At 71.0% G+C, this 24,251-nt stretch carries 22 protein-coding genes and 1 riboswitch; of the genes, 6 read left to right on the forward strand and 16 right to left on the reverse strand.

The genetic code is table 11. The features are described from left to right. Positions 1 to 2: 2 nt before the first annotated feature. From cimA to CLV30_RS05780, 8 genes are all read right to left on the reverse strand, one after another. A complete protein-coding gene (gene cimA / locus CLV30_RS05745) occupies positions 3 to 1,634 on the reverse strand; it encodes a citramalate synthase (RefSeq protein WP_240723226.1) in 1,632 nt (543 codons plus the stop codon). 446 nt (positions 1,635 to 2,080) lie between these two features. Continuing rightward, positions 2,081 to 3,175 carry a branched-chain amino acid aminotransferase gene (locus CLV30_RS05750; RefSeq protein ID WP_106536242.1) on the reverse strand — a complete coding sequence of 365 codons (1,095 nt, stop codon included), beginning with the start codon at positions 3,173 to 3,175 and terminating at the stop codon, positions 2,081 to 2,083. Between the two features lie 65 nt (positions 3,176 to 3,240). Continuing rightward, the gene (locus tag CLV30_RS05755) at positions 3,241 to 4,038 is read right to left on the reverse strand and encodes a glycerophosphodiester phosphodiesterase family protein (RefSeq protein ID WP_165358521.1); all 798 of its coding nucleotides are present in this window, start codon (positions 4,036 to 4,038) and stop codon (positions 3,241 to 3,243) included. Positions 4,039 to 4,190: 152 nt separating this feature from the next. Further along, positions 4,191 to 5,234 carry a 3-isopropylmalate dehydrogenase gene (locus CLV30_RS05760; protein WP_106536244.1) on the reverse strand — a complete coding sequence of 348 codons (1,044 nt, stop codon included), beginning with the start codon at positions 5,232 to 5,234 and terminating at the stop codon, positions 4,191 to 4,193. 732 nt (positions 5,235 to 5,966) lie between these two features. Beyond that, a complete protein-coding gene (serA, locus tag CLV30_RS05765) occupies positions 5,967 to 7,556 on the reverse strand; it encodes a phosphoglycerate dehydrogenase (RefSeq protein WP_106536394.1) in 1,590 nt (529 codons plus the stop codon). Between the two features lie 121 nt (positions 7,557 to 7,677). Next, positions 7,678 to 8,355: a TenA family protein gene (locus CLV30_RS05770; RefSeq protein ID WP_106536245.1), complete on the reverse strand. Its 678-nt coding sequence runs from the start codon at positions 8,353 to 8,355 to the stop codon at positions 7,678 to 7,680. Further along, complete coding sequence (thiD, locus tag CLV30_RS05775) at positions 8,352 to 9,173, reverse strand: bifunctional hydroxymethylpyrimidine kinase/phosphomethylpyrimidine kinase (RefSeq protein WP_106536246.1); 822 nt, start codon at positions 9,171 to 9,173, stop codon at positions 8,352 to 8,354. Before thiD ends, CLV30_RS05770 begins: the two co-directional genes overlap by 4 nt. A 74-nt stretch (positions 9,174 to 9,247) precedes the next feature. Continuing rightward, positions 9,248 to 9,343: riboswitch (TPP riboswitch) on the reverse strand. A gap of 70 nt (positions 9,344 to 9,413) precedes the next feature. Next, the gene (locus tag CLV30_RS05780; protein ID WP_106536247.1) at positions 9,414 to 9,887 is read right to left on the reverse strand and encodes an Lrp/AsnC family transcriptional regulator; all 474 of its coding nucleotides are present in this window, start codon (positions 9,885 to 9,887) and stop codon (positions 9,414 to 9,416) included. A gap of 113 nt (positions 9,888 to 10,000) precedes the next feature. Here CLV30_RS05780 and CLV30_RS05785 point away from each other — a divergent pair, with 113 nt between their 5' ends. Then, positions 10,001 to 10,867, forward strand: coding sequence for an EamA family transporter (locus CLV30_RS05785; protein ID WP_106536395.1), 867 nt, complete (start codon positions 10,001 to 10,003; stop codon positions 10,865 to 10,867). 68 nt (positions 10,868 to 10,935) lie between these two features. On the opposite strand, the gene CLV30_RS27505 is transcribed toward CLV30_RS05785, so the two are convergent. Further along, positions 10,936 to 11,547 (reverse strand): Clp protease N-terminal domain-containing protein, encoded by a 612-nt coding sequence (locus CLV30_RS27505; protein ID WP_106536248.1) that lies wholly within the window; start codon positions 11,545 to 11,547, stop codon positions 10,936 to 10,938. Between the two features lie 4 nt (positions 11,548 to 11,551). Further along, positions 11,552 to 11,776, reverse strand: coding sequence for a hypothetical protein (locus CLV30_RS05795; protein WP_106536249.1), 225 nt, complete (start codon positions 11,774 to 11,776; stop codon positions 11,552 to 11,554). A 70-nt stretch (positions 11,777 to 11,846) separates the two neighbouring features. On the opposite strand from CLV30_RS05795, the gene CLV30_RS05800 reads away from it, so the two are divergent. The 4 genes from CLV30_RS05800 (at position 11,847) to CLV30_RS05815 (ending at position 14,649) form a co-directional block, all read left to right on the forward strand. Further along, positions 11,847 to 12,275: a TIGR03667 family PPOX class F420-dependent oxidoreductase gene (locus CLV30_RS05800; RefSeq protein WP_106536250.1), complete on the forward strand. Its 429-nt coding sequence runs from the start codon at positions 11,847 to 11,849 to the stop codon at positions 12,273 to 12,275. A 98-nt stretch (positions 12,276 to 12,373) separates the two neighbouring features. Beyond that, a complete protein-coding gene (locus CLV30_RS05805) occupies positions 12,374 to 13,084 on the forward strand; it encodes a hypothetical protein (RefSeq protein WP_420841978.1) in 711 nt (236 codons plus the stop codon). An 89-nt stretch (positions 13,085 to 13,173) separates the two neighbouring features. After that, entirely contained in the window at positions 13,174 to 14,220 is a 1,047-nt protein-coding gene (locus CLV30_RS05810) for an iron-siderophore ABC transporter substrate-binding protein (protein ID WP_106536251.1), read from the forward strand. A 93-nt stretch (positions 14,221 to 14,313) separates the two neighbouring features. Next, complete coding sequence (locus CLV30_RS05815) at positions 14,314 to 14,649, forward strand: YdhR family protein (protein ID WP_106536252.1); 336 nt, start codon at positions 14,314 to 14,316, stop codon at positions 14,647 to 14,649. Positions 14,650 to 14,912: 263 nt separating this feature from the next. Here CLV30_RS05815 and CLV30_RS05820 read toward each other — a convergent pair whose 3' ends face one another. The 4 genes from CLV30_RS05820 to CLV30_RS05835 all read right to left on the reverse strand — a co-directional run bounded on the left by CLV30_RS05820 (position 14,913) and on the right by CLV30_RS05835 (position 21,436). Continuing rightward, the gene (locus tag CLV30_RS05820; RefSeq protein WP_106536253.1) at positions 14,913 to 16,994 is read right to left on the reverse strand and encodes an outer membrane protein assembly factor BamB family protein; all 2,082 of its coding nucleotides are present in this window, start codon (positions 16,992 to 16,994) and stop codon (positions 14,913 to 14,915) included. A 160-nt stretch (positions 16,995 to 17,154) separates the two neighbouring features. After that, the gene (locus tag CLV30_RS05825; RefSeq protein ID WP_106536254.1) at positions 17,155 to 19,068 is read right to left on the reverse strand and encodes an ABC transporter ATP-binding protein; all 1,914 of its coding nucleotides are present in this window, start codon (positions 19,066 to 19,068) and stop codon (positions 17,155 to 17,157) included. Further along, a complete protein-coding gene (locus CLV30_RS05830) occupies positions 19,065 to 20,798 on the reverse strand; it encodes an ABC transporter ATP-binding protein (RefSeq protein ID WP_106536255.1) in 1,734 nt (577 codons plus the stop codon). Before CLV30_RS05830 ends, CLV30_RS05825 begins: the two co-directional genes overlap by 4 nt. A gap of 77 nt (positions 20,799 to 20,875) precedes the next feature. Further along, a complete protein-coding gene (locus tag CLV30_RS05835; RefSeq protein ID WP_165358519.1) occupies positions 20,876 to 21,436 on the reverse strand; it encodes a TetR/AcrR family transcriptional regulator in 561 nt (186 codons plus the stop codon). Positions 21,437 to 21,599: 163 nt separating this feature from the next. On the opposite strand from CLV30_RS05835, the gene CLV30_RS05840 reads away from it, so the two are divergent. Beyond that, on the forward strand, positions 21,600 to 22,511 hold the full coding sequence (locus CLV30_RS05840) for a slipin family protein (RefSeq protein WP_106536257.1): 912 nt from the start codon (positions 21,600 to 21,602) through the stop codon (positions 22,509 to 22,511). 14 nt (positions 22,512 to 22,525) lie between these two features. On the opposite strand, the gene CLV30_RS05845 is transcribed toward CLV30_RS05840, so the two are convergent. Further along, on the reverse strand, positions 22,526 to 23,602 hold the full coding sequence (locus tag CLV30_RS05845) for a zinc-binding dehydrogenase (RefSeq protein ID WP_106536258.1): 1,077 nt from the start codon (positions 23,600 to 23,602) through the stop codon (positions 22,526 to 22,528). After that, the gene (locus CLV30_RS05850; RefSeq protein ID WP_106536259.1) at positions 23,595 to 24,245 is read right to left on the reverse strand and encodes a GntR family transcriptional regulator; all 651 of its coding nucleotides are present in this window, start codon (positions 24,243 to 24,245) and stop codon (positions 23,595 to 23,597) included. Before CLV30_RS05850 ends, CLV30_RS05845 begins: the two co-directional genes overlap by 8 nt. Positions 24,246 to 24,251: the final 6 nt, after the last annotated feature.

The raw sequence follows: 24,251 nt of genomic DNA on the forward strand, positions 1-24,251 counted from the left end.
GGTCAGCTCGCGACCGGCTCCACACCGTTGGCACCCTGACGCAGCAGTCCGTAACTGACCGCGTCGACCAGCGCCTCCCACGACGCCTCGATGACGTTCGCGCCGACGCCCACCGTCTCCCACGACGTGACGCCGTCGGTCATCTCGACCAGCACCCGCGTCGTGGCGTCGGTCCCGTGTGCGGCGTCCAGGATGCGCACCCGGAAGTCGATCAGCTCCAGCTTGGAGATCTCCGGGTAGAGCGCCCCGATGGCCGTACGCAGCGCGTGGTCGAGCGCGTTCACCGGCCCGTTGCCCTCGCCCGTGACGACGGCGCGCTCACCGCCGGCTCGTAGTTTGACGGTGGCCTCGCTGACCGCGTCACCGCCGGGCCGCGACTCGGTGATGACCCGCCACGACTCCACGTCGAAGAACGTGACCGGACTGCCGTCCAGCTCGGCGCGGAGCAGCAGCTCGAACGAGGCGTCGGCGGCCTCGAACGTGTAGCCCGCCGCCTCACGCTCCTTGACCCGCTGGGTCAGCCGCGTCACCAGCTCCCGGTCGCCCGAGACGTCGTAGCCCAGCTCACGGCTCTTGAGCTCCACGCTGGCGCGCCCGGCCATGTCCGAGACCAGCAGCCGCATGTCGTTGCCGACCAGTGCCGGGTCCGTGTGCTGGTAGAGGTCCGGGTCGACCTTGATGGCGCTGGCGTGCAGTCCCGCCTTGTGCGCGAACGCACTGGCGCCGACGTAGGGCTGGCGGGAGTACGGCACGATGTTCGTGACCTCGGAGACGGCGTGCGCGATCCGGGTGGACTCGGGCAACGCCTCGTCCGGCACCACCCGGCGGCCGCGCTTGAGCTGCAGGTTCGCGATCACGGTGATGAGGTCGGCGTTGCCGGTGCGCTCGCCGGTGCCGTTGACGGTACCCTGCACGTGGGTCGCTCCGGCGTCGACGGCGGCCAGCGAGTTCGCCACCGCGCATCCGGTGTCGTTGTGGGCGTGCATGCCCAGCCGGACGCCGTCGGCGGCGGCCACGGCCTCGACCACGGAGCGGACGTCGTCCGGCAGCATCCCGCCGTTGGTGTCGCACAGCACGACGACCTCGGCTCCGGCCTGCGCCGCGGCACGGACGGCCCCGACGGCGTACTCCGGGTTCAACCGGTGCCCGTCGAAGAAGTGCTCGGCGTCGACGAACACCCGGCGCCCCTCGCCGACCAGGAACGACACGGTGTCGCCGATCATCGCCAGGTTCTCGTCGAGCGTGGTCCGCAGCGCACGCTCCACGTGACCCGCGTGGCTCTTGGCCACCAGCGTGACGACGGGCGTCTCGGCGTCGAGCAGGGCGCGCACCTGCTCGTCGTCGACGGCCCTGACCCCGGCCCGGCGGGTGGAGCCGAACGCCGCCAGCGTCGCGCTGCTGAGATCGAGCTCGGTGCGGGCACGCCGGAAGAACTCGGTGTCCTTCGGCACGGCACCGGGCCAGCCCCCTTCGATGAACCCCACGCCGAGCTCGTCCAAGTGGCCCGCGATCGCGAGCTTGTCGTGCACGGACAGCGACAGCCCCTCCTGCTGGGCGCCGTCGCGCAGCGTCGTGTCGTAGACGTGGAACCGCTCCGGGTTCACGGTACTTGCTGGGTCACCTGCGCTGGTCACGATCGATCCTCACTGTCGTGGTGGGGGTCCGGGGGCAACAAACAAAAAACCCTTCGCACGATGCGAAGGGTCTGCGCGCCTGGCGTGGTGCTGGTGCCGGCGCGCTCACATAATGATGGCGAACAGAGTCATTGCTACGCAGTATGCCACACGAACCGGGCCCTTGTGGGTACGGACGCCCAATCGTGTCCGGGAACGACCGACAGCGACCGCCTCCCGGACGCCGGCTCCTGTGTCACCTGATCATCTCCACCATGCGGACACACGATGATCAGGTGACACGCCGCGGCGTCCGAACGGCCAAGTGTCACCTGATCATCTTCGGTCCCACAGACGCGAAAACGATCAGGTGACACCAGCGCCGTCTCCGTCGCCGATCCGTCACCTGATCACACTCGAGAGAACGATCAGGTGACCGCAACATCGGGCTGAGCCGCGGCCGGGCGTCAGACGACGCGGTGCATCCAGCCGTGTGCGTCGGCGGCGCGGCCGTACTGGACGTCGAGCAGCGCCTGGCGGATCTCCTGGGTGACCGGGCCCGGCTCGTCGCCGGTGGACACCTCGCCGCCGTCCCAGACCAGCCGGCCCAGCGGGGTGACGACCGCGGCCGTGCCGCAGGCGAAGACCTCGGTGATGTCGCCGGACTCGACGCCGTCGCGCCACTCGTCGATCGAGATGCGCCGCTCCTCGACCTTGTAGCCGCGGTCGCCGGCCAGCGTGATGATCGAGTCGCGGGTGACGCCCTCGAGGATCGTCCCGGTGAGCTCCGGCGTGACGATCGAGCCGTCGGCGCGCACGAAGTACAGGTTCATGCCGCCGAGCTCCTCGACCCAGCGGCCCTCCACCGCGTCCAGGAAGCACACCTGCCCGCAGCCGTGCTCGATGGCCTCCTGCTGCGCGACCAGGCTCGCCGCGTAGTTGCCGGCGCACTTCGCCGCGCCGGTCCCGCCGGGCGCCGCCCGCGTGTACTCCGACGACAGCCAGATGTCGACCGGCTTGACGCCGGAGGAGAAGTACGGCCCGGCGGGCGACGCGACGACGCAGAAGGTGACGTGCTGGGCCGGGCGCACCCCGAGGAAGACCTCGGAGGCGAACATGAACGGCCGCACGTACAGGCTGGCCTCGCCGCCGGACGGCACCCACTCGGCGTCGGTACGCACCAGCAGGTCGACCGCCTCGACGAAGGACTCGGCCGGCAGCGACGGCAGCGCCATGCGTGCCGTGCTCTTCAGCATGCGGGAGCCGTTCGCCTCGGGACGGAACGCCCAGACCGAGCCGTCGTCGTGCCGGTAGGCCTTGAGCCCTTCGAACACGGACTGTGCGTAGTGCAGCACCGCGGTGGCGGGGTCGAGCGACAGCGGCGCGTACGGGCGCAGGCCGGCGTCGTGCCAGCCTTCGGGCGTCCACGTCGCGGTGATCATGTGGTCGGTGAACGTCGACCCGAAGCCCGGGTCGGCGAGGATCTGCGCACGTCGCTGCGCCGGTACCGGCGTCGACGAGTACGTCGTCGAGAATTCCAGTGCCGGTGTGGTCGCAGTCATGGCGTGCGGTCCCCTTGTCGGAAAGTCGTGGTAGCCGGGTTGATAGTTGGACGTCCTACCGAACGCTACCGATCGTCGCAGTCGGCGTAAACGGTGCGTGGCCAACGACCCTCGGCGATCAGCACCTCGCGCAGCACGTCCGGCCGGTCGGTGATGATCCCGTCGACGCCTGCGCTGATCAGCCGGTGCATCGAATCCGGGTCGTCGACCGTCCATACGATGAGGCGAAGTCCCAGGTCATGGGCGCCTTCGACCAGACGGTCGATGAATACCGGAAGCCTACCCCACCGCATCGGGACGTGCACGAACGCCCCCGGCGGCAGCGCCCGCGGCGGGCCGATCCGTGCGTGCGACCGCATCAGCCACGAGGTCAGCGACCGCCAGCCCAGCGCCCACGACAGCTGCGGGCCGAGCTCGTCCCGCAGCCGTGCCAGCCAGCCGTCCCAGGCTCCGGCCACACAGACCCGGTCGACGGCCCGGGTGCGGCGCAGAACCTCGGTGAGCGGGCCGATGGCAGCCTCGTCCTTGACGTCGATGACGAAGCAGGCGTCCGGCCAGGTCGTCAGCACCTCGTCCAGGCGCGCGACCCGGTGCGCCGTTCCGCCGACGGTCAGCGCGCCGACCTCGTCCCAGGAACGGCGGCGCACCTGCCCGCGCCCATCGGTCACCCGGCCCAGCGTCGCGTCATGGAAGGCCAGGCAGACGCCGTCGGCGGTGACACGGACGTCGGTCTCCAGGTAGCGCAGGCCGAGCGCGTACGAGCGCTCGAACGCCGCGAGGGTGTTCTCGGGTGCGAGGCCGGCGCCGCCGCGATGGGCGATCGCCAGCAGGTCGGGTCCGGTGCCGTAGCGAGCCGCGCGCACGAGCACCACGGTGCCAGGGCGAGCGGCCGAGATCGACGGCCCGAGCGGCTCACTCGGCAGGCTTCACGCAGGGTTCATCGCCGCAGCAACTGCGCGCCATCTCCGATGATCATCGGCACTTTGCCGCCAGGAGAGCCGGAAAGTGCCGATGATCATGGAGTGACGCGGGCGGCCAGTGCGTCGCCGACCTCGCTCGTCGACCGCGGCGCCGAACCGCGCGCGCCCAGGTCGGCACCGACGGCCTCGAGCACCCGCTCGGAACGCTCCGGCAGGCCCAGGTGGTCCAGCAGCAGGGCCACCGACACCGCGGTGGCGGTGGGGTCGGCCACGCCCTGCCCGGCGATGTCCGGCGCCGAGCCGTGCACCGGCTCGAACATCGACGGCGCGGACCGGTCCGGGTTGACGTTCCCGCTGGCCGCGAGACCGATGCCGCCGGTGATCGCCGCCGCGAGGTCGGTGATGATGTCGCCGAACAGGTTGTCGGTCACGATGACGTCGAACCGGGCCGGGTCGGTGACGAGGAAGATCGTCGCCGCGTCCACGTGCAGGTAGTCGACGGCGACGTCCGGGTACTCCTGTGCCACCCGCTCGACGGTGCGCCGCCACAGGTGCCCCGCGTGCACCAGCACGTTGTGCTTGTGCACGTAGGTGAGCTTGCGGCGCGGGCGCGCCTGGGCGCGGGCGAACGCGTCGCGGACCACGCGCTCGACGCCGAACGCCGTGTTCACGCTGACCTCGTTCGCGACCTCGTGCGGGGTGTCGACCCGCAGCGCTCCCCCGTTGCCGACGTACGGGCCCTCGGTCCCCTCGCGGACGACGACGAAGTCCACCTCGCCCGGTTCGCTCAGTGGCGACGAGACGCCGGGGAACAGCCGCGACGGCCGCAGGTTGACGTAATGGTCCAGCTCGAATCGCAGCCGCAGCAGCAGACCGCGCTCCAGCACACCGCTGGGTACGCCCGGATCGCCGACCGCACCCAGTACGATCGCGTCGTGCTCGCGGAGCTCGACCAGCGTGGAGTCCGGGAGCGTCTCGCCGGTGTCGTGCCAGCGCCGGGCGCCGAGGTCGTACGTGGTCGTGTCGACCTTGACGTCGGTGCCGTCCAGTGCGGCGTCCAGCACTTTCAGGCCTTCGGTGACGACCTCGGGGCCGATGCCGTCACCGGGAATCACTGCCAGGTTGATGCTGCGCGACATGCGCACACGGTACGACCGACGTCCACCATACGGCTGCTGCGTCCCGCGATACGGACACGACGGCGCCACCCGGCGTGATCGTCAGGGATCCGCTACGGCCAGGGCGACAGCGGACCCCTGATGATCACCGGAAGCCGCGCGTCAGCGGGAGGTCTCGCCGCCGTTGTCGCGGCGATCCATCGCCTCCTGCACCGCGTTCTGCGTGGGCTGCTCGCCGTGGTGCTTCTTTTCGTCCTTCATGATCAACTCGTGCTCTGCGTATCGCTACGCTGTCGGATCTCGACGAGCAGCGGCATGCTCGGCCGTGCGCGGGATCACCGCGTGGTCGAACCCTGCCCTGCCGCGGCCGGCACGTCCGGTCTCGTGGACGAGGTGTGCGATCGCGGCCGACGGCGACCGGGTCGCGGACCGTCGGGTTGCCACTCGTGCGAAAGTGCAACGGTGCGGTCGGCGGACATGCCGGACTCCGCGACGAGGTGCCGACCTTAGCGGGCCCCGTCGCGGCAGCGAAGAATTCGTACCGTCCACGACATGATGCGGGCCACGCTAGCGCAACCACGTCAGCAGTGTCTCGCCTTTTGGCTCTTTGTCTCACCAATCAAGAAGCGATCAGCAGCGCCACGACTCCCGCCTCACCCAGACCGGTCGACACCGCGTCGCAACCGTGAAACGTCCGTGGGCCCGGCGCCGAATGCGCCGGGCCCACGGACGTTCGGTGGTTCGCGGGACCGATCAGTCCTCGAGGTCGACCGTGCGGCCCCACTCGGCGCCGATGGCCGCGACGACGTCGTCGAGCACCTGGCCCGGCAGCGCCTGGTCGACGGTCATGGCCACCAGCGCGTGTCCGCCCTTGGTGTCCCGGCTGACCTGCATGCCGGCGATGTTCACGTCCGCCTCGCCGAGCACCCGGCCGACGGCGCCGACCGCGCCCGGACGGTCGTTGTACCGGAAGAACGCCATGTGCTCGGACGGGAACGCCTCGAGGTCGTAGCCGAGCACCTCGACGATCTTCTCCACCTGCTTGACGCCCGACAGGGTGCCCGACACCGACACCGAACGGCCGTCGGCCAGCACACCGCGCACGGTCACCAGGTTGCGGTAGTCCGGCGAGTCCTCGTGGGTCACCAGCCGCACCTCGACGCCGCGGTCACCGGCGATCACCGGGGCGTTGACGTAGGACACCGGGTCCTCGACGACCTCGGCGAACACGCCCTTCAGCGCGGCCAGCTCGAGGATCTTCACGTCGTGCGCGGTGATCTCGCCGCGTACCTCGACGTCCAGCTGCGTGGCGACGCCACCGGCCAGGGCGGTGAAGATCCGGCCCAGCTTCTCCGCCAGCGGGATGCCCGGGCGGACCTCCTCGGCGATGGCGCCGCCCTTGACGTTCACCGCGTCCGGCACCAGCTCGCCGGCGAGCGCCAGCCGGACCGACTTGGCCACCGAGATGCCCGCCTTCTCCTGCGCCTCGGCCGTCGACGCACCGAGGTGCGGCGTGACCACGACGGACTCGAAGTCGAACAGCGGCGACTCGGTGCACGGCTCGGAAGCGAACACGTCGATGCCGGCGCCGGCGACGCGGCCCTCCTTCAGGGCCACCGCGAGCGCGTGCTCGTCGACGATGCCGCCGCGGGCGGCGTTGATGACCCGCACCGACGGCTTGACCTTGCGCAGCGCCTGGTCACCGATGAGGCCGACGGTCTCCGGCGTCTTGGGCAGGTGGACGGTGATGAAGTCGCTCTCGGCCAGCAGCTCGTCCAGGGACACGCTGCGCACACCGAGCTGCGCGGCGCGCGCGGCCGGCACGAACGGGTCGTAGGCGATGACGTCCATGCCGAACGCCGCGAGCCGCTGCGCGACCAGCACGCCGATGCGGCCGAGGCCCACGACGCCGACCGTCTTCTCGAACAGCTCCTCGCCGGCGTACTTGCTGCGCTTCCACTCCCCGTCCTTGAGGGCCTGGTTGGCCGGGGCGATGTTGCGGGCCGTCGCCAGCAGCAGGCCGATGGCCAGCTCCGCGGCGCTGGTGATGTTGGAGGTCGGCGCGTTGACGACCATGACGCCGGCCTGGGTGGCGGCCTTGACGTCGACGTTGTCGAGGCCGACGCCGGCGCGCGCGATGACCTTGAGGTTCTTCGCTGCCTCGATGGCCTCGGCGTCGACCTTGGTGGCGCTACGGACCAGGATGGCGTCGACGTCGGCGATGGCCGGCAGCAGCGCGTCCCGGTCGGCGCCGTCGACCGAGCGGATCTCGAAGTCCGGGCCGAGCGCGTCGACCGTGGCGGGCGACAGCTGTTCAGCGATGAGTACGACGGGTTTGCTCACGTGGAATCCAACCTCCGGCAGGTGTCGTGCGAGCGTTCCTGCGAGCGCGACACTGGGCCCGGCGGTCGGCATTGAGTGTAACGCCCATGTGAACCGGTCCGCATCCTCGCACCCGGTGCCGTCACGCCGCACCGGCCGCATCCGGCCAGGATTCCCCTCGCCAGGACGCGTCCCAGAACATCCACTCGAAGCGCACCGCGCGTGCGTACGCGTCGTGCATCGCCGCGTGCGCACCCGGGTCGGCGTCGAGGTGCTCGTCGGCCAACGTCTCGGCACGGCGGGTGTCCTCGGCGAAGGCCGGGTCGCCGTACATGCTCAACCAGGCCGCGTACGGATGCTCCGGCTGCTCGGCGAGCACACCCGCGAGCTGCTGTCCGACCTCGTTGTAGATCCGGAAGCACGGCAGCAGCCCGGCCAGCGACACCGCCACCGGCGCCAGCGAGGCGTCGGACTGCAGCGTGTTCACGTAGGCGAGGCAGGTCGGCGTCGGCTCGGCGGCCAGGTCGTCGACGTCCCGGCCCGCGTCGTCGAGCAGCGTCTTGTGCAGCTCGCGCTCTGCCTCGACGGCCCCGGCCGCGAACCGGGCGATGACCGCGGAGCCGGCCGGGTCCGGCCAGCGTGCCGCGGTGGTGGCCAGCGCCCGCGAGTAGCGGGACAGGTAGTGCGCGTCGTCGACGATGTAGCGCAGGAAGATCCCGCGGTCGAGCGTCCCCGCACCCAGCTCGCGGACGAACGGGTGCGCCAGGATGGCGTCGTACCACGGCGCGGCGCGTTCCCACGCCTCGGCGGAGAAGGTCATCGACCCTCCTCGACGCCGGCCAGCTTCCACCACGCGTGGAAGTGGTGCACCGGACCGTGCCCGGAGCCGACGTCCAGCAGGTCGGCGGCGCGCAGGGCTTCGGTGACGTACGTCTTCGCGCCGTCGACCGCCTCGCGCAGCGGCCGGCCCTCGGCCAGCCCAGCCGCGATGGCCGACGAGAACGTGCATCCTGTGCCGTGCGTGTTGCGGGTGTCGACGCGGGCGATCCGCAGCTCGATGGCGCCGTCGTCGTCGACGAGCACGTCCACGGCGTCCGGGCCGTCGTCGTGCCCGCCCTTCACGACCACCGCGGGTCCGTGCTTGTGCAGCGCCGCGGCCGCGCCCGGCGCGTGCTCGGCGTCGACGTTAGGAAGCCCCAGCAGCACCCCCGCCTCCGCGAGGTTCGGCGTCAGGACGGTCGCGAGCGGAACGAGCTCGTCCCGGATCACCTCGGCGGTCTCGTCGGAGATCAGCTGATCCCCCGACGTCGCCACCATGACCGGGTCGACGACGAGGTTGGTCACGTCGTGGCGCACGACCGCCTCGGCCACGGCGCGGACCACGTCCGGACCTCCGAGCATGCCGGTCTTGACCGCCCGGACGTCGAGGTCGTCGAACAGCGCGTCGAGCTGTTCGGTCACGAACGACGCCGGCACGGGGTGCACCCCCGTGACGCCGCGCGTGTTCTGCGCTGTCAGCGCGGTGATCACGGCGCCGCCGTACACGCCGAGCGCGGAGAACGTCTTGAGGTCGGCCTGGATCCCGGCTCCACCGGACGGGTCCGACCCGGCCACCGAGATGACCGCTGGTGTCGGCATGGGTGTCACAAGCTCCTCTCCAACCGGGAGGGAGCAGTCACCGGTCCCGGACGTGATGGACGCTCGGCCCACCGTCGCGACCGCCTTCGGCTCCCTGCGCCGGCACGACCCGGATCAGGTTCGGCGGGTGTGATCTCAGCCCCACGGTACGGGCACCCCGGCCGATCGGTACGTCTGCCACCCTATCCCCTGTGACCGCCAGCTCGGTGCGTCGATGGTGTCGTCATGGCGACACCTGCCTCACACCGTCGTCGCCGCGCCGCCGGCGGGGCCGTCGTCGCCGTCCAGGCCCGGGATGCGCGGCGGCACCGGCGTCGACTGGATGATCGACGTCGTGGTCTGCCCGTGCAGCAGGAACCTGTCGAGGACCTCCTCGAACGCGTCGACGCCGGTGGCGTGGACCTTGATCAGGAAACAGTCCTCACCGGTGATGCGGTGGCATTCGGAGACCTGCGGAAGTTGCTCGGCCAGTTCGACGATCCGCGGTAGTTGACCAGGGCCCGGGCGCACCCGCACGAACGCGGCCACCGGGTATCCGAGCGCGGCGGGGTCGACGTCCAGCCGGTATCCGCGGATCACCCCGGAGTCACCGAGTCGCCGCACCCGGTCGCGGACCGTGGGCACCGACAGGCCGACCCGGCGGGCCAGTTCGGCCGTCGCCATTCGCGGGTCACCGGCCAGTTCGGCGACGATCGCGCGGTCCTGTGGATCCATTTTCTGCATCGTCATGATAGCCCGGCCCAACACGTTGAAGCTGAAAACATTCACGGTACTCGCCTCCTGTTTCGTCATGTTGGCGCCGGTTCGTCTTTGTGATCATCAAGCTCATGAGGATGCCCGGAACGGCGACGAGCGTCCGGGGCGCCGCGGAGCGGGTCCCGCCTGCGGCGTACTTCGTCACCAGCGCGGTCTTCCACTACCTGGGCCCCGCGTTCGCCGTGCTGCTGTTCGCGCGGGTCGAGCCGCTCGGCGTCGCGTGGCTGCGTGTCGCGACGGCGGCGGCCGTGTTCGCCGCCTGGCGCCGGCCGTGGCGTGCCGTGCGGTCCGCAGGAGCCCGGCAGCGGCGGTTGCTCCTGGCCATGGGCGTGGTGCTGGGCGTGATGAACAGCCTGTTCTACCTGGCTCTGCAGCGCCTGCCGCTGGGCACCGTCGGAGCCGTCGAGTTTCTCGGCCCCGTGCTGCTCGCGACCGTCGCGGTGCGCTCGCGCCGTAACGCGGCCGCTCTCGTGCTGGTGGTCGCCGGTGTCGGCCTGCTGACGGACGTACACCTGGTGGCCGAGCCGTGGGGGCTGGCCTTCGCGTTCGGCAACAGTGCCCTGTTCCTGCTGTACGTGGTGCTCGGGCACCGCATCGCCCGCGACGGGGGCGCGGCGGGCATCGACCGGCTCGGCGCGGCGATGCTGGTGGCGACGGTCGTCGTGGCCCCCGTGGGCGTCGCGGACGCGGCAGCCGCGGCCACGGAGCCGGTCGTGCTCGCCGCTGCCGCCGGTGTAGGCATCTGTTCGTCGGTCGTCCCGTACATCTGCGACCAGCTCGCCATGGCCCGGCTGCCCCGGGCGACGTTCGCCCTGATGCTCTCGCTGCTGCCCGTGACCGCCGTGCTCATCGGGCTGCTGGTGCTCCGCCAGGTCCCCAGTGCCCCCGAGGTCGCCGGAGTGCTCCTCGTCGTCGCCGGGCTCGCGGTGCACCGGTGAGGAGGCGACGTCGAACTCGGCGACGGCTCACGGCTCGCGGCTCGCGACGCGGCCACGACGGCACCTCCCTACGCGGCGTCGCGCCGGTCGGCCATGACCGCCGACCGCACGTCGTCGCGCGCCAGGTCGAGCTTCTGGAGCAGCGCGGCGGTCGTGTCGTCGTCGCTGCGGAGGACTCCGAGGAGGATGTGCTCGCTGCCCACGTCCCGGTCCTTCAACGCGACCGCCTCGCGCAACGAGAGCTCCAGTGCCTTCTTCGCCGCCCGCGTGAACGGGATGTGTCCTCGTGGGCGCTCCCCCGAACGCCGCCGCCGGCGCCCCAGCCGCCGTGTCTCGTGATCATCCGGGTCCGCGGGCGCCGCGTCGAGCGCGCCCGGACCGAAGGTCTCCTCGGTGCGTCGGCGCACCTCGTCGAGGTCGATCCCGAACGCACGCAGGGCCTCGCCGTCCTGCTCGTCCAGCACCTCGCCGCCCGTGCCCGGCAACGTCGCGATCGTCTCGCGGCAGGAGTCGGCCGTGACGCCGAGCCTGCTCAGCGTCGCCGCACCCGGCGCCTCGGGTTCCCTGAGCAGCGCGAGCAGCAGGTGCTCGGTGCCGATCCAGGGGTTTCGCAGCTCGCGTGCCTCACGCTGTGCCTCGATCACCGCGTTCTTGGCTTGGTCGGTGAACCGGTTGAACATCGCCCTACCTCCTGGCGTACTTCTTGTGCACGGCCTGCCTGCTGACCCCGAGCGCCGCGCCGATCTCTTCCCACGCCCAGCCCTGCTGCCGCGCGGCCCGTACCTGCAGCGCCTCGAGCCGCTCGACCAGCCGCCGGAGCGCGGCGACCGCGCGCAGGCCGACCTGCGGGTCGCCGTTCATCGCGGCGGACGCGGCATCGACCGCCTCTCGTGCCTCTGTCTCGGACATACTGTCAACGTAAGGTGACACGCGGTAGATGTCAATCCCAGTTGACGCCATCCGGGTCTACGGTGTCCCCATGAGTGACGTGTTTCCCGACGCCGAGACCGCATTCGGCCGCCGAGTCCGTGAACGTCTGCGCGACGAGCAAGTGATCTGGCTGACGACCGTCGGCAGCAGCGGGACGCCGCGACCGAACCCCGTCTGGTTCCTCTGGACCGGCGACGCCGTGGTGATCTACAACTACCACTCCGCACGTCGCGTGCCCGCCCTCCGACAACACCCACCGGTGTCTCTGCACCTCAACAGCGACGACTCCGGCGGCAACGTCATCGTCCTCACCGGACGCGCGGAAATCGACGAGCAGACTCCGAGTGCGCACGAGCTACCCGAGTACGTCGCCAAGTACGGCGACGCGATGACACACATCAGCGGCAGCCAGGAAGCGTTCGGCCGCACCTACTCGGTGCCGCTGCGAGTGCGCATCGATCGCGTGCGGGGCTTCTGACCCACGGGCCGAACAGGGCCGAAATTCGGTGGAATCCGGCCCACGTTCGGAGCAGACTGGGACCGACAGGTCTCGCCGATACTTCCGGGGTGCCCACCATGTCTGGCTTCCGCACCGACGCCCCTGTCGCACTACCCGTGCTGTCGCGGGGCAAGCACCGCTCGGCCCGCAAGGGCGCATGCTTCATGGAGTTCGCGTCCTACCTGGCCGGCGAGCGATGGAGCGACCACCCGTCGTGCACCCACCCGCTGCTCGCCGCCGTCGCCCGGCTGGTCAACGACACCGTCTCGGACGACTACCGGCCACGGCTCGCGCCGATGATTCCCAGCGTCATCGGCCTGAACTCCGACGACCCACGGCTGGACGCACGGGTGGCACTGCGCGCGGCGACGACCGCACTGCCGGTGGCCTCCGCCGAGCGCCAGCGCGTGCTGGCGGTCGCAGTGCTGGCGGCCGAGCGGGTGCTCAAGCAGCTCGACCACCGCACGGACCAGCGCATGACCGACCGCAGCATCGTCGCGATGGCCAAGGCGCCGGATGCCGCCAGGTGGGCTCGCGGGTTCGCCGCCGAAGAGCCGACCACGGTGAAGGGCTTCCAGCGTTACGCCGCCCCGACCGCCGTGCGCACGTCCGTCGAGGGCATCGCGCAGGCGTGCATCCCCGACCCGGACCAGGTTCTGCACGACGTGCTGGCCGGCGCCATCGAGGACGCGCGCGCCTTCGTCGACCGCGGGCACACGGCCGTCCACCACGACGATCCGCGCTGGGTCGCGGCCTGCGGACTCACCGGCACGGTCGAGCCGCGGTGACGCGGACCACATCGGCGGAGATGCGACATTAGGTATACCTAAGCTAACTTGGGCGTCATCCGGTTCGTCCACGCTTCAGGAAGGCCGCCGTGCACGCCCTCACCCGACGCCGTCGTGTCCGTCTGCTCGCCGCGCTGACGCTGGGGGTGCTCGTGACCGGCGCCTGTGGCCCGGCCGACGACACCACCGCATCGGCGGACGGCCCGGCGTCGGACCCCGCATCCGCTCCGGCCGCCGGCGACGCCTTCCCGGTCACGGTCGAGCACGCGCTCGGCGAGACCACCATCGACTCCGAGCCGCAGCGCGTCGTCACCTGGGGGTGGTCCAGCCAGGACGCCGCGCTCGCCCTCGGCGTCGTCCCGGTCGCGATGCCCGCCTTCGAGTACGGCGGCGACGACGAGGGAGTGCTGCCCTGGACCCGCGAGGCGCTGGGCGACAACGAGACGCCGACCATCCTGCCGTCCAACGGCCAGGAGATCCCGTACGAGGCCATCGCCGAGGCCGATCCGGACCTGATCCTCGCACTGAACTCCGGGCTCGACTCCACGGAGTACGAGACGCTCAGCCAGATCGCCCCGACGGTGGCCTACCCGGAGAAGACCTGGTCAACCTCGTGGCAGGATCAGGCCCGGCTGGCGGGCGAGGCGCTGGGCCGGACCGCGCAGGCGGAGAAGCTCGTCGCCGACACCGAGGCGTACCTCGACGAGAAGGCGGCGCAGTACCCCCAGCTGGACGGCAAGACGTTCGTCTACGCCACTGAGGACGACGGCCAGCTCGGGGTCTACACCTCCGACGACGTCCGGGTGTCCCTGCTGACCGACCTCGGGCTGGAGGTGGCGCCGTACGTCGACGAGAACGCGACCGGCGACTCGTTCTACTACTACGTCAGCGGTGAGCTCGCCGCCGACATCGAGAGCGACATCATGGTCGCCTGGTTCGACGACGAGGCCACCGCCGACGACTTCGCCTCCGACCCGCTGTTCTCGCAGAACCCCGCGATCGCCCGCGGAGCGTTCGCGCCGATCGTCGGCGAGTCGTACGTGATGGCCAGCTCCGCGCCGACCGTGCTGTCGATCCCGTGGATGCTCGACGACTACGTCCCGCAGCTGGCCGAGGCCGCCGACGCCAGCGACTGACGTGCCCGGGGACCGTGCTCCGGCTGCCGGTCGTGATCTTCAGAGGTGACCACTAGACTCTGCTCAGGGGTTTCCGAGGATCGAGGTGACTCCATGTCCGCCATCCTCTTCGTCCGGATCACGTCCGGACTCGACGCACAGGAGTTCGAGCGGCGTCTCCTGGAACGGCGGCCCCGCTTCCGTGACGTGCCCGGTCTCCTGCAGAAGGTCTACGGCCGCGACAGCTCCAACGGCGACGTGTGCGGCATCTACTTCTTCGAGAGCCGGCGGGCGCTCGACGCGTTCCGGGAGACCGAGTTGGCCCGCACCATCCCTACCGCCTACGACGCGGTCGAGGTCCGCCCAGAGGTGTACGAGGTGCTCTATTCGCTGCGGCCCGAGCAGGGGCCCTTCGCCGAGTCCGGCCCGCCGGCAGACACGACGGTGTGACCCGCCGAGACGGTTCGACGCCGCCTGACGACGTCGAGGGGTCGCGTATCGGGTGATCCACGTGCGTGTGAACGGCCCTAGCGCTGTGACGCACGAGGATGCGCCGGGTCGCGACCGGGGACCGCCGACGCGGCAGACGTGGACGAGCAGCGCAGGGCGGTTGGGAGATCCGCGTCCATGGTGCCGACGGGCATCGGCGAGCGAGGAACGAGCGAGCCGCGGGCGAGGACGCGGACTCCCAACCGCCCCGCCCCCACCACCAGCTATTGCGGCAGCGTGAGGCCGCGCACGGTGCCGTCCTGGTCAGCGACGACGAGCGTCGAGCCGGTCACCGCCGGGGTGCTGAACGTGTTCGCGGGCCCGATCTGCCGACGGTGCCCCACCTCGCCCGACCCCGGGTCGACGCCGGCCAGCAGGCCGGTCGTCGCGATCACCCAGGCGGTGCCGCCGGCGACCACCGGTCCGGCGTTGAGCGTGCGCACGCCGAGCTCGGTACGCCATGTCGTGGTGCCGCTCGCCGGGTCGACCAGCTGTAGCCGACCCCACTCGTCGAGCAGGAGCAGCCCGTCGTCGGTGGCTCTCGTGGGCGGATACATGCATCCGGCGGCGATGTCCCAGCGCACGGCGCCGCTCGCACGGTCGACGGCGTAACTTCGGGCGACCGTCGCGAACAGCACGAGCCCGCCGGGCAGCAGCTCGACGGTGTCGTCCCACGGGCCGTACAGCAGCCGGCCGTACGGGAACGCCCGCGCGGTCGTGTTGAACGCCCACGCCCGCTCGCCGGTGCCCGCGTCGAACGCGTACGCGTAGCCGTCGCCGCTGCCGGCGTAGACGCGCTCACCGTCGCACGCGGCCCGCCCGGCGAAGAACCCGCCGAGGTCCGCCGACCACAGCTCCCCGCCGTCGGCGGCGGCCAGCGCGGACAACGTCCGGCCGGCGGAGACGACGACGGCGGCGGTCGAGCCGAGCGTGGTGACCAGGGGCGTGGACAGCACCGGCGCCCCGAGGTCGCGGTCCCACACCGGCTCGCCGGTCACCGCGTCCAGCGCCGTCAGCCGGTGATCGGCCGACGGCACGACCAGCACCGCGCCGTCGGCGGTGTACGCGGCACCCCGGTACACCGGCCCGAGTTCGCGCCGCCACCGTTCCCGTCCGTCGGCGGCGTCGAACGCGGCAACCTCTCCCCCGGTCGACCCGGCGACGACGACACCGTCGCGTTCGGCCAGTGCGCCCTGCACGCTCCCGGCGAGCGTCGCCGTCCACCGCTCTCGCAGCGCGCCCGGGCCGGCCGGGACCTCGAACGCCCGGGTGGACTCGTGCGTCGCGCCGTCGCTGGAAACCCGCAGCTGCATCCGGTGGCGTCCCGGCGGCAGGTCGGCGACGTCCACGTCCCCGGAGAACCACCGGCTCCGCCCGGTCGCCTCCAGCTCCACCCAGCTGCCCGCCGCCCGGGCGCCGAACACGTGCTGCGGGTAGACCTGTGCCCGCACCCCGGCAGCGGCGCCGTCGCGGCCGGCCTCGACGCGGACCCGCGCCGTCCCGTCACGCGCACCGTCGATGATCACCCTGCCCGGCTCGAGCAGCCGCCCGGACCCGTTCCCGCTCAGCGGGATGGTGGTCAGTTCCTGCCGCGACTCCGACCCGTCGGCGGCCACCCGCACCGTCGTCACTGCGAGCACGGGATGTCCGCCGTCGACATGCCGCTCGACCCAGTAGTAGACCGCGTCGTTCTTCGCTGCCGCCGCGGTGACCTGGGTGAACCCGTTGAAGCGGTACACGGTCTCGCGATGGACGTGCCCGGCGAACACCGCGCGTACCGGCAGCCCGGCGACCGTCTCGAAGAACGCGTCCTGGTCGTTCAGGTGGTAGTGGTCGGCGCCGAGCGGGAAGTGCAGGAACAGCACGCCGGGCGTGGCGGCACGCAGGTTGCCGGCCAGCCAGCGCAGCTGCTCGGCGCCGAAGTGCCCCGGCTCCTGCAACAGCTGCGTCGGGTCGAGACCGACCACCTGCAACCCGGCCCGGTCCATCCGGTACGGGGCCGGGCCGAACAGCTCCCGGTACAACTGGGCAGCGTTGACGTCCCAGCGCACCTCGTGGTTGCCGGGCACGTGCCAGACCCGTTCGCGCAGTGACTGCGGAACCGTCGACAGGTAGGCGTCGTACTCGGAGCGGTCACCGTAGTCGGTGATGTCGCCGCAGTTGAGCACGAACGCCGGGTCGTGCCGCTCGATCGAGGCGAAGATCCGCGGCAGCAGCTCGAGCCGGACCGGCTTGTCCGGATTGGCGTGTGTGTCCGTCACGACGGCGAACCGCAGCGACCCGCGCTGGATGGACGGTGTCGTCATCGCTGAACCCTTTCGGCATCCGTGGGCACGTGCCCAGGACCGTACGGCCCGCGGACGAGTGCCGGACACCGCCAGGATGAACGTCCCCGGTCCGGACGGTGAAGCCGCGCCGAGCTACCGGGCCGGATACCCGCCGCTCGAGAGACACGTCGGACGCCCCCTACACCTCCTCGACCTCGGGCGCGGTGAACTGGCTGTTGTACAGCTCGTAGTAGGCGCCACGCCGTTCCAGCAGCTCGGTGTGGGTGCCCTGCTCGACGATCCCGCCGTCGCGCATGACCAGGATCAGGTCGGCGTCGCGGATGGTCGACAGCCGGTGCGCGATGACGAAGCTCGTCCGGTCGCTGCGCAGCGCCGCCATCGCCTGCTGCACCAGCAGCTCGGTGCGGGTGTCGACCGAGCTGGTGGCCTCGTCGAGGATCAGGATGTCCGGGTTGGCCAGGAACGCCCGCGCGATCGTCAGCAGCTGCTTCTCCCCCGCGCTGACGTTGTCGCCCTCCTCGTCGATGACGGTGTCGTAGCCGTCGGGCAGCGAGTGCACGAACCGGTCGGCGTAGGTGGCCTCCGCCGCGGCGTGGATCTGCTCGTCGGTCGCCTCCGGGTCGCCGTAGGCGATGTTGTCCCGGATGGTCCCGCCGAACAGCCACGCGTCCTGCAGCACCATGCCGAACTTCGAGCGCAGCTCGTCGCGGCGCATCTCGGCGACGTCGCGTCCGTCGACGGTGATGCGGCCGCCGTCCAGCTCGTAGAACCGCATGATCAGGTTCACCAGCGTCGTCTTTCCGGCGCCGGTGGGGCCGACGATCGCCACCGTCGTGCCCGGCTCGGCGACCAGGGACAGGTTCTCGATCAGCGGCTCCTCGGGGTCGTAGCTGAACGACACCTGCTCGAAGACCACCCGGCCGTCGACATCCGGGTGACGCCCGGTCACGGCCGTCACCGGCAGCTCGGCCGACTCCTCCGGCTCGTCCAGGAACTCGAACACCCGCTCGGCGGACGCCACACCCGACTGCAGCAGGTTCACCATCGACGCCAGCTGCGACAGCGGCTGGGTGAACTGCTGCGAGTACTGGATGAACGCCTGCACCTCGCCGAGGCTCATCGTCCCGGACGCCACCCGCAGCCCGCCGACGACGGCGATGGCCACGTAGTTCAGGCTGCCGACGAACATCATCGCCGGGCGGATGATGCCGGAGACGAACTGCGCGGTGAAGCTCGCCCTGAACAGCTGCTCGTTCTTCTCCGCGAACTCGCGCTCGGCCTCGTCCTGCCGGCCGAACACCGTCACCAGCGCGTGCCCGGTGTGCGTCTCCTCGACGTGGGCGTTCAGCGCGCCGGTGTGCTGCCACTGGGCGACGAACTCGCGCTGCGAGCGCTTCGCGATCCGTGCGGTCAGCAGGATCGACAACGGGATGGTGACCAGCGCGATCAGCGCCAGCAGCGGCGAGATCACCACCATCATGGTCAGCACGCCGAGCACCGTGAGCACCGACGTCAGCAGCTGGCTCATCGTCTGCGAGACGCTCTGCGAGATGTTGTCGATGTCGTTGGTGACCCGGCTGAGCACGTCGCCTCGGGCGTGCGTGTCGAAGTAGCGCAGCGGCAGCCGGTGGACCTTGTTCTCGACGTCCGAGCGCAGCCGCAGCATGGTCCGCTGCACGACCTCGTTGAGCAGGTACGCCTGCAGCCACGTGAACAGCGCCGCGCCGAGATACAGCGCGAGCACGCCCAGCAGCACCCAGCCCAGCGCGGTGAAGTCGACACCCTGTCCCGGCGTCACGTCCATGCCCGCGACCATGTCGGCGAAGGTGTTCTCGCCGCTGTCGCGCAGCCGCTCGACCGCCTGCTCCTTGCTGGCGCCCTCCGGCAGCTGCCGCCCGATGACGCCGCGGAAGATCAGGTCCGTGCCGTGCCCCAGCAGCCGCGGGCCGAGCACGTTGAGCCCCACGCCCACCACACCGAGGACGACGACCAGGACGACGCCGCGGCGTTCCGGGCGCAGCCGGGCCAGCAACCGCCGGACCGACGGCCCGAAGCTCATCGGCTTCTGCGGTGGTGCCATCTGCTGGCTCATGCCGCCTCCTCCGCGCTGAGCTGGGACTCGACGATCTCCGCGTACGTCGGGCAGGTCGTGATCAGCTCGTCGTGCCGGCCGACGCCGACGACGTCGCCGTCCTCGAGGACGACGATGCGGTCGGCGTCGCGGACGCTGGACACCCGCTGGGCGACGATCACGACGGCGGCGTCGACGGTGTGCGGGCGTAGCGCGGAGCGCAGCCGCGCGTCGGTCGTGAGGTCCAGCGCGGAGAAGGAGTCGTCGAACAGGTACACGTCCGGGCGCCGGACCAGCGCACGCGCGATCGCGAGACGCTGGCGCTGCCCGCCGGAGACGTCGGTGCCGCCCTGGGCGATCGGCGCCTCCAGCCGCTCGGGCATCTCCTCGACGAAGTCCCTCGCCTGCGCGATCTCGAGCGCCTGCCACAGCTCGTCGTCGGTGGCCTCCGGTCTGCCGTAGCGCAGGTTGCTCGCGACGGTGCCGGAGAACAGGTACGGCCGCTGCGGGACGAAGCCGATGCGCCGTCGCAGCTCGTCCGGGTCGGCATCGCGCACGTCGACGCCGCCGACCAGGACCGCGCCGTCGGTCGCGTCCATGAGCCGCGGCACCAGGCTGAGCAGCGTGCTCTTGCCGGCGCCCGTGCTGCCGATGACGGCCGTGGTCTCGCCCGGCTCGGTGCGCACCGACACGTCACGCAGCACCGGCTTCTCCGCACCCGGGTAGGTGAACCCCGCGCCGCGCAGCTCGACGGTCGCGGGCCGGGCGAACTCGGTCACCGGAGCCGCGGGCGTGACCACCGAGGACGTCGTGTCGAGCACCTCGGTGATCCGCTCGGCCGCGACGGCGGCGCGAGGCACCATCATGACCATGAACATCGCCATCATGACCGACATCAGGATCTGCATGAGATAGGTCAGGAACGCGGTCAGCGCCCCTATCTGCATGGCGCCGTCGTCCACGCGCATCCCGCCGAACCACAGCACCGCCACGTTGGACGCGTTGAGCACGAGCATCACGAACGGGAACATCAGCGCCATCAGCCGGCCCACGCGCAGCGCGGTGTCGGTGAGGTTCTCGTTCGCCTCCGCGAATCGCCGCCATTCGTACGGCTCGCGCACGAAGGCACGCACCACCCGGATGCCGGTGATCTGCTCACGCAGCACCCGGTTGACCGCGTCGATGCGTTCCTGCATGGCGCGGAACTGCGGCACCATCCGCCGGGCGATGGTCAGCACGCCGGCGGCGAGCACCGGGACGGACACCGCCATCAGCCAGGACAGGCCGACGTCCTGACGCAGCGCCATGGTGACGCCGCCCACCGCCATGATCGGCGCCATCACGACCATCGTGGCCGTCATCACGACCAGCATCTGGACCTGCTGGACGTCGTTGGTGTTCCGGGTGATCAGCGAGGGGGCACCGAAGTGCCCGATCTCGCGTGCGGAGAAGGTGCCGACCTGGTGGAAGATCGCGGCACGGAGGTCACGGCCGACGGCCATCGCCACGTAGGCGCCGTGGTAGACGGCGGCGATCATCGTCACGACCTGCATCAGCGTGACCGCGAGCATCCACACCCCGGTGGTGAGGATGTAACCGGTGTCCCCCCGGGCGATGCCGTGGTCGATGATGTCCGCGTTCAGGGTGGGCAGGTACAGCGCGGCCAGGGTGCCGAGCAGTTGCAGGACCACGACGGCCAGCAGCCTGCCGTGGTACGGGCGCAGGTGGGTCCGCAGCAAGCGGATGAGCATGGACGAGCTCCGGGTGTCGAGGTGGCTCAGTGGTGGCGTGGCGGGAGGTGCGTCCCCGCGGTTGCGCTCACGGGGACTCAGTCGGTGGTGTCGCGGACGATGCCGTGCAGGAGCAGGTCGGTAACCTCCGCCGGCGTCATGACAGGTCCTTCGGTCAGCCGCGCGTGCGAGCCGCCGAAGGCGATGATCCGTAGCAACCGGGCGGCGTCGGCCGGATCGCGGCTCAGCGTGTCCCGGTCGGGCTCGAAGATCGCCGTCAGCAGCTCGTTCATGCGCTCGAACTGAATGTGCTCGCGCCCGGACTCGGGCTGCGGAACGTTGGCCAGACCGACGGCCGCGGCCAGCTGCAGTACGTCGAACATGCGCTGCTGCAGCACCACCGCCGCCTGCTCGACCCGTGCGGCCAGCGGCGCAGTCATGTCGATGCTGGTCAGCTGCGACTCGGCCTCCGAAGGATCGAGCGCGGCGCGCACGGCGCACCGCAACAGCGAGTCCTTGTCGTCGAAGACCCGGAACAGGGTGCCTTCCGCGACGCCGGCCGCCTCCGCGATCTGCCGGGTACTCACGTCGAATCCGTGCTCGCGCACCAGCGGGATCGTCGCCGCGACGATCGCGTCCCGGCGCTGCTCGGGCGACATCGGCGCCGCTCTCGTCCGTCGTGCACTTGGGGACATCACGGAAGCGAGCTTAAATGAGTGAGAACTCACTCACAACATGTTTTTTGTCCGGCCCAGAACTGTGGCCCACGTCACATCGGCGTCCTACGATCGAGGCAAGGGCACTGCTGGCAGGGAGGTCAGCATGGAGGCGCTGGGAATCGTCCTCGCGGTCTTGCTCATCGCCCTCGTCGTTCTCGGCGCGAGCGCCAGGATCGTCCGGCAGTTCGAACGCGGTGTCGTGTTCCGGCTCGGCCGGGTCGCCGGACCGCCGCGGACTCCGGGATTCAACTGGATCATCCCGTTCGTGGACCAGATGCACAAGGTCAGCACGCAGATCGTCACGATGCCCGTCCCGGGGCAGGACGGCATCACCCGCGACAACGTCACCGTCCGCGTCGACGCCGTCGTCTATTTCCGTGTCCACGACCCGATCGACGCCACCGTCGAGGTGCAGGACTACGACTTCGCCGTCTCGCAGGTCGCCCAGACGTCCCTGCGCTCGATCATCGGCAAGAGCGAGCTCGACGACCTGTTGTCCAACCGTGAGGAGCTGAACAGGGGCCTGGCGCTGATGATCGACAGCCCGGCCGTCGGCTGGGGCATCGAGATCGACCGGGTCGAGATCAAGGACGTCGCGCTGCCGGAGGCGATGAAACGCTCGATGTCACGTCAGGCCGAGGCCGAACGGGAACGGCGCTCGCGCATCATCACCGCCGACGGCGAGTTCCGGGCGTCGAAGAAGCTGGCTTCAGCCGCGTCCACCATGGCCGAGACCCCGTCCGCGCTACAACTGCGGCTGATGGAGACGATCGTCGAAGTGGCGGCCGAGAAGAACTCGACGGTCGTCCTGCCGTTCCCGGTCGAACTGCTGCGCTTCCTCGAGCGCGCCAGCGGCAACGAGGCACGGGCCGCCGGTAACGAAGCGCTGGCCAGCGGCGACGAGCAGCCGGTCACCGGCGCGGAACCGGAACAGCCGGCGCCGGTCCCGCGACCCCGAACCGACGAGGACGCGGATCGGCCCGTCGCGGACGCCGACACGTCCGCCTACACCTGACTGCCCACCTTTCACTACCGCGTGACGCCGCGGGCGACGTCGACGCCTCGCGGTGCGACGAAGACCTTGTCCGCGACGCCCTCGCGCTGCCCGCGCAGCGCGTTCTCGAACTCGGAGAGCTCGAAGAAGGCCGGAGTCAGTCGCTCGAGCCCGAGGCGGGGCAGCACGCTCACGGCCCGCTGGTGCGTGTACGGGTTGATCACCGAGCCCAGCAGTGTGAGTTCGCGACTGAACAGCTCGTGTGGACGCACCGCCGCGGTGTCGTCGGGCGCGGCCACCCCGAACTCCAGCACCCGCCCGCCGCGCGCGGCCATCGACACCGCCCGTTCCAGCACCGACGCCGAACCGACCGCGTCGATCACGGCCGCGAAACCGTCACCGCCGGTGACCGCGCGGGCCTCGGCGTCCGCGTCCGGGTCCGCAGCGTCGAAGGTGAGATCGGCGCCCATGCTGTGCGCGAGGTCGCGGCGTGCCGGGTTCGGCTCCATCACCACGACCGGGTTCGCGCCGAGCAGCCTCGCCAGTGCTACCAGGATTGCTCCGGCCGGGCCGCAGCCGTAGATCAGCAACGCCTCCCCGGACACGACCCGGAGGCGGTCCATGCCGTGGATGGCACACGACACCGGCTCGCACATCGCGCCGACCCAGGGCACAGTCCGCTCCGGCAGCCGGTAGGCGATCCGCGCCGGCACCACCATCTGGTCGGTCATCCCGCCGTCGAGCCGGACACCGTAGCCGCGCTTGCCGGCGCACAGGTGCTCCTGCCCGGCGCGGCAGTACCGGCACGCGGTGCAGTACCGATGCGGCTCCACGGTGACCAGATCGCCCACCTCGGGGGCACCGGGGAGGTCGCCGACGGTGGAGCCGCGCTCGATCACCCGACCGCACACCTCGTGGCCGAGGACGACGCCGACCTCGGCGGGGAAACTCCCCGCGACGATGTGGGCGTCGGTCCCGCACACGCCCACCGCCGACGGAGCGATGCGGACGTCCTCGGCGCCAAGGCCGGCGGGCACCGACGTGACCGGCTCGACCACGCCGGGGCCGCGGAACCGCAACGACCGGACCGTCCCGGAGCCGCCGTCAGACATGGGTCCGCAGCAGGCTCGTGAGCCGGGAGATGTGCTGGCGTGCGGCGGCCTCTCCGGCGTCCGGGTCGCCCGAGGCGAGCGCCTCGAAGATCTTCCGGTGGTCCTCGACGGCGTGCGCCATGCCGCCGCTGACGCTGGTGGAACGCATCGCGATCATGACCTGGCCCTGGATCTCCTCGAGCATCCGCGCGACCACCGGGCTGCACGCCGCGGTGCGGATCTCGCGGTGGAACGCCGCGTCGACGTCGATGTGCCGGGTGAAGTCGCCCGCCGCGACGACCTCGTCGTGTTCGTCCAGGATGCCCAGCAGCCGGCGCCGCACCCCCGGTCCGAAGTTGACGGTGGCCAGCCGCGCCGTCATCCCTTCCAGCGCCTCACGCGCCTCGTACAGGCTGACCAGCTGGTCGTGGTCGATCTGCGGGACGATGGCGCCGCGGTTGAAGGTCTCCTGGGCGAGGCCCTCGTTACCCAGTTGGAGGACCGCGTCGCGGACCGGGCTGCGACTCACTCCCAGCTCGCGGGCGATCGCGGGCACCGACAGCCGGGTGCCCGGCGGGAACTCGCCGGTGAGGATACGTCGGCGCAGCGTCCGGTACACCCGCTCACCCACCCGCTCGCCCGGTTCCATCAGCGCGTCGCTCACCCGACT

The organism is Haloactinopolyspora alba (assembly GCF_003014555.1).
Taxonomy (GTDB): Bacteria; Actinomycetota; Actinomycetes; order Jiangellales; family Jiangellaceae; genus Haloactinopolyspora; species Haloactinopolyspora alba.

What these genes read in the sequence shown, in the direction of transcription:
- CLV30_RS05750 (WP_106536242.1), bottom strand. Translation starts at nt 3,175, where the DNA reads ATGACTGCGACCACACCGGCACTGGAATTCTCGACGACGTACTCGTCG.
- CLV30_RS05760 (WP_106536244.1), bottom strand. Translation starts at nt 5,234, where the DNA reads ATGTCGCGCAGCATCAACCTGGCAGTGATTCCCGGTGACGGCATCGGC.
- CLV30_RS05770 (WP_106536245.1), bottom strand. Translation starts at nt 8,355, where the DNA reads ATGACCTTCTCCGCCGAGGCGTGGGAACGCGCCGCGCCGTGGTACGAC.
- thiD (WP_106536246.1), bottom strand. Translation starts at nt 9,173, where the DNA reads ATGCCGACACCAGCGGTCATCTCGGTGGCCGGGTCGGACCCGTCCGGT.
- CLV30_RS05780 (WP_106536247.1), bottom strand. Translation starts at nt 9,887, where the DNA reads ATGGATCCACAGGACCGCGCGATCGTCGCCGAACTGGCCGGTGACCCG.
- CLV30_RS05785 (WP_106536395.1), top strand. Translation starts at nt 10,001, where the DNA reads ATGAGGATGCCCGGAACGGCGACGAGCGTCCGGGGCGCCGCGGAGCGG.
- CLV30_RS27505 (WP_106536248.1), bottom strand. Translation starts at nt 11,547, where the DNA reads ATGTTCAACCGGTTCACCGACCAAGCCAAGAACGCGGTGATCGAGGCA.
- CLV30_RS05795 (WP_106536249.1), bottom strand. Translation starts at nt 11,776, where the DNA reads ATGTCCGAGACAGAGGCACGAGAGGCGGTCGATGCCGCGTCCGCCGCG.
- CLV30_RS05800 (WP_106536250.1), top strand. Translation starts at nt 11,847, where the DNA reads ATGAGTGACGTGTTTCCCGACGCCGAGACCGCATTCGGCCGCCGAGTC.
- CLV30_RS05805 (WP_420841978.1), top strand. Translation starts at nt 12,374, where the DNA reads ATGTCTGGCTTCCGCACCGACGCCCCTGTCGCACTACCCGTGCTGTCG.
- CLV30_RS05815 (WP_106536252.1), top strand. Translation starts at nt 14,314, where the DNA reads ATGTCCGCCATCCTCTTCGTCCGGATCACGTCCGGACTCGACGCACAG.
- CLV30_RS05820 (WP_106536253.1), bottom strand. Translation starts at nt 16,994, where the DNA reads ATGACGACACCGTCCATCCAGCGCGGGTCGCTGCGGTTCGCCGTCGTG.
- CLV30_RS05825 (WP_106536254.1), bottom strand. Translation starts at nt 19,068, where the DNA reads ATGAGCCAGCAGATGGCACCACCGCAGAAGCCGATGAGCTTCGGGCCG.
- CLV30_RS05830 (WP_106536255.1), bottom strand. Translation starts at nt 20,798, where the DNA reads ATGCTCATCCGCTTGCTGCGGACCCACCTGCGCCCGTACCACGGCAGG.
- CLV30_RS05835 (WP_165358519.1), bottom strand. Translation starts at nt 21,436, where the DNA reads ATGTCGCCCGAGCAGCGCCGGGACGCGATCGTCGCGGCGACGATCCCG.
- CLV30_RS05840 (WP_106536257.1), top strand. Translation starts at nt 21,600, where the DNA reads ATGGAGGCGCTGGGAATCGTCCTCGCGGTCTTGCTCATCGCCCTCGTC.
- CLV30_RS05845 (WP_106536258.1), bottom strand. Translation starts at nt 23,602, where the DNA reads ATGTCTGACGGCGGCTCCGGGACGGTCCGGTCGTTGCGGTTCCGCGGC.